The sequence below is a fragment of the Aerococcus sp. L_32 genome (assembly GCF_050689315.1).
In genome coordinates this window covers 1-3,169 of the sequence record NZ_JBOEQF010000246.1, presented here as the reverse complement: position 1 = coordinate 3,169, position 3,169 = coordinate 1, and the positions used below count along the sequence as shown (strand labels likewise).

4 protein-coding genes and 12 tRNA genes are annotated in these 3,169 nt (G+C 40.3%); all 16 read right to left on the bottom strand.

Annotation, left to right across the window (positions count from 1 at the left end; all coding sequences use genetic code 11):
- Positions 1 to 167: chromate transporter (locus ACRCJ0_RS11260; RefSeq protein WP_431390477.1), on the bottom strand; the 167-nt coding region annotated here is incomplete at its 3' end.
- Complete coding sequence (locus ACRCJ0_RS11255; RefSeq protein WP_418152102.1) at positions 164 to 751, bottom strand: chromate transporter; 588 nt, start codon at positions 749 to 751, stop codon at positions 164 to 166. The genes ACRCJ0_RS11260 and ACRCJ0_RS11255, both read right to left, overlap by 4 nt.
- A 215-nt stretch (positions 752 to 966) precedes the next feature.
- On the bottom strand, positions 967 to 1,374 hold the full coding sequence (locus ACRCJ0_RS11250; protein WP_083067878.1) for a hypothetical protein: 408 nt from the start codon (positions 1,372 to 1,374) through the stop codon (positions 967 to 969).
- A 13-nt stretch (positions 1,375 to 1,387) separates the two neighbouring features.
- Positions 1,388 to 1,825, bottom strand: coding sequence for a LytTR family DNA-binding domain-containing protein (locus ACRCJ0_RS11245; protein ID WP_431390476.1), 438 nt, complete (start codon positions 1,823 to 1,825; stop codon positions 1,388 to 1,390).
- Positions 1,826 to 1,977: 152 nt separating this feature from the next.
- Positions 1,978 to 2,061 (bottom strand) — tRNA-Leu (locus ACRCJ0_RS11240).
- Positions 2,062 to 2,101: 40 nt separating this feature from the next.
- Positions 2,102 to 2,172: transfer RNA gene (locus ACRCJ0_RS11235), tRNA-Cys, on the bottom strand.
- Between the two features lie 13 nt (positions 2,173 to 2,185).
- Positions 2,186 to 2,257, bottom strand: a tRNA-Gln gene (locus ACRCJ0_RS11230).
- A 9-nt stretch (positions 2,258 to 2,266) separates the two neighbouring features.
- Positions 2,267 to 2,339 (bottom strand) — tRNA-His (locus tag ACRCJ0_RS11225).
- Between the two features lie 23 nt (positions 2,340 to 2,362).
- A tRNA-Trp gene (locus ACRCJ0_RS11220) sits at positions 2,363 to 2,433 on the bottom strand.
- A 35-nt stretch (positions 2,434 to 2,468) separates the two neighbouring features.
- Positions 2,469 to 2,549: transfer RNA gene (locus ACRCJ0_RS11215), tRNA-Tyr, on the bottom strand.
- Between the two features lie 3 nt (positions 2,550 to 2,552).
- Positions 2,553 to 2,625: transfer RNA gene (locus ACRCJ0_RS11210), tRNA-Phe, on the bottom strand.
- Between the two features lie 23 nt (positions 2,626 to 2,648).
- A tRNA-Asp gene (locus ACRCJ0_RS11205) sits at positions 2,649 to 2,721 on the bottom strand.
- A gap of 25 nt (positions 2,722 to 2,746) precedes the next feature.
- Positions 2,747 to 2,819, bottom strand: a tRNA-Val gene (locus tag ACRCJ0_RS11200).
- Between the two features lie 8 nt (positions 2,820 to 2,827).
- Positions 2,828 to 2,899 (bottom strand) — tRNA-Glu (locus ACRCJ0_RS11195).
- 16 nt (positions 2,900 to 2,915) lie between these two features.
- A tRNA-Ser gene (locus ACRCJ0_RS11190) sits at positions 2,916 to 3,002 on the bottom strand.
- Positions 3,003 to 3,022: 20 nt separating this feature from the next.
- A tRNA-Asn gene (locus tag ACRCJ0_RS11185) sits at positions 3,023 to 3,096 on the bottom strand.
- Between the last annotated feature and the right edge of the window lie 73 nt (positions 3,097 to 3,169).

Here is a 3,169-nt window from a genome sequence, read left to right as displayed (position 1 = left end):
CCTGGCGTCATTTGGGAAATGGTAATCAAGTCCGTAAACTCTTGCTGGCTTAACCATTGGTGGTTGGTCACAATTTCATCCTGGATTAAAGGTAAGGCCGCATACCCACCCCCAAAGCTAAAAGCACCCACCTTTAAAAAAGAAAGAAACAGTTGTAGATAGATCATGCCTTTTTCCCTCCTTTAAAATGGTCAATCAAGAATTTACCCAAACCTAAAGCTGCAGCCGTTGAAATAATCAAGACCACATTGATGTTGAAGATATAATTGGCCACAAAAGCCAGGAACATGGCCGTAATCAACCATGGATTCTTGGTGTCAGTGACCTCTTTCCCCATTTGAAAGACTACCGCCACAATGACTGCAGCCACCCCAGCCTGCATCCCTTCTAGTAACAAGGAAATCCAGACATTAGACCGAAAAGCGTCATAGAAGAAAGAAATCAGGGTGATAATGGTAGACGGCGGGATAATCGTTGCAACCACAGCCGTTAAAACACCCGCCAACCCTGCCAACTTATAACCAATTACAATCGCTCCATTAACCGCAATGGCACCCGGTGCCGACTGGGCAATCGCCACCAAATCAAGCATCTCATCTTTATCAATCCAACCCAAATCATCCACAAAAGTCTTCCGCATCAAGGTGATAATCACATAACCCCCACCAAAAGTGAAAGCAGACAAAATAAGGGTCGATATAAATAATTGCCGTAAAATCGCTAACTTATTATCTGATTGTTTATTCTCCATAAGACTCCCTCCCCATAAAATCCGTATCTTACCTTCACCCTCCATTATACAGAATTGGCCCTGAGAATTTGAAAATTAACTCCTTTATGTGGCATGCGTTTCATCCAATACAATGAAATCAAAATAAGGAAAAGAGGTTATAGATAATTATTAAAAACATTTTTTCAGACATGAATAGCACCTTACTCATGCTTCATTATAGATAAGTGCATTTGTTATTGCTTGTATCCAAGTTTACGATTTATTTCTGTAGCCAAGTATTCCATTCTATTTTTATGGATCTTATAAACTGAAAGATATATCAATAAGAAAACCATTATATTCCCAAGTAATGGTATAACATTTATCGGTTTGGGCGTGAAGATAACTTGGAGGAGGATTAATCCCCCTAGTTGAGCAGAAATGTTAGCAAGGTGATACTGAATAGCTGTTTTAAAATCGATAGTAGCCACTATATTGGCAATTATAGTCATTAATAAAACCAATACGGCCATTAGAATCAAATCCAAACTTGAAATATTTTTATTCTCGGTTCCAATAGCTGAGGAAATAGCACTTAGTAAAACTAGTACTGAGTAAATATAAGTCATATTAGCAAGATTATAATTCAAAAAGTTTTTCATTTGATGCTCTCCTTTATATGTTTAGATATGCTTTAATGTTCTTTGTATAATGACGATTGATCACTAATTTTTCTAAATTCAGTAATTTAGCTTCCAATTTGTAATTCGGCAGTACCGAAACACTTTTTAGATAATCCATATTTAAAAGTGTGTTTTTACTTATCCGCAAGAAACTAGTATTTAATAACCGTTCTTCAAAAAAATGGAGTTTCTCTTTACTTTCAAATACTAGTTGGTCTGTGTATAAGAATGTGAGGTTATCCACACTTTCTATATAGCAAACATCTTTCATATTGATAAAATGCGTCTCACCATGATACTTACCCGGTAAATCAATATTCTTCTCTTCTACTAGATTAACCAATTGCTGTAGTTTACGATCATATGTTTTATAAGTCACTTCTATCATCGTTTCTTCAATATTGGCATCTTCTTTCAGTAATAATTTCATTCATACCCTTCTTTCAATTTGTTATAACCCATTTTATGTTTGCTAAATCTTAAAATCAACACATCCTTAGCGAAGTGCATTGAATCAAATCTCAAATGCAAAAAAAGGTATAAAAAAAGCACCAACGCATAAATCGTTGATGCTTCATTTGATACCGGTGGCCGGGGTCGAACCGGCACGTCCGTAAGGACACAGGATTTTGAGTCCAGCGCGTCTGCCAATTCCGCCACACCGGCAAATCAATATAATATTTGCATGTCTTTCAAAAAGCGTGAAAGGCGGTAGTCGGATTTGAACCGGCGATCAAGCTTTTGCAGAGCCATGCCTTACCACTTGGCTATACCGCCATAAATAAAAAAACTGGGATAGCTGGATTCGAACCAACGCATGACAGAGTCAAAGTCTGTTGCCTTACCGCTTGGCTATATCCCAATAAAAAAGGGCGAGTGATGGGAATCGAACCCACGAGTGTCGGTGCCACAAACCGATGCGTTAACCACTTCGCCACACCCGCCAAAATAATAATATTAGTAAAAACAGGGACAGTAGGAATCGAACCCACAATGACGGTTTTGGAGACCGTAGTTATACCGTTTAACTATGTCCCTATCCAAGTAATATCCCATAGTTTAAAAAAGATAAATGGAGGGAGAAGGATTTGAACCTTCGAACCCGAAGGAACGGATTTACAGTCCGCTGCGTTTGGCCACTTCGCTATCCCTCCGTATGGTCCGAGACAGATTTGAACTGCCGACACCTTGAGCTTCAATCAAGTGCTCTACCAACTGAGCTATCAGACCATATTAATAATATTTTAAACTAACGGTCCCGACGGGAATCGAACCCGCGATCTCCTCCGTGACAGGGAGGCGTGATAACCGCTACACTACGGGACCAAGTATTTGTAAAACAAAATTCTAATGGAGAATGAGGGGCTCGAACCCCCGACATCCTGCTTGTAAGGCAGACGCTCTCCCAGCTGAGCTAATTCTCCTAGAATAATGACCCGTACGGGACTCGAACCCGTGTTACCGCCGTGAAAGGGCGGTGTCTTAACCGCTTGACCAACGGGCCATAAAATATTTTTTTACGGAGAGTAAGGGATTCGAACCCTCGAAACAGTTTCCTGTTTACACGATTTCCAATCGTGCTCCTTCGGCCTCTCGGACAACTCTCCAAGGCAAGGAACTCTACCAACTCCGCAAGTAGGACTCGAACCTACGACATCTTGATTAACAGTCAAGCGCTACTACCAACTGAGCTATTGCGGAATATTAATACTGCATGGCAACGTCCTAGTCTCACAGGGGGAAACCCCCAACTACATTCGGCGCTAAGAAGCTT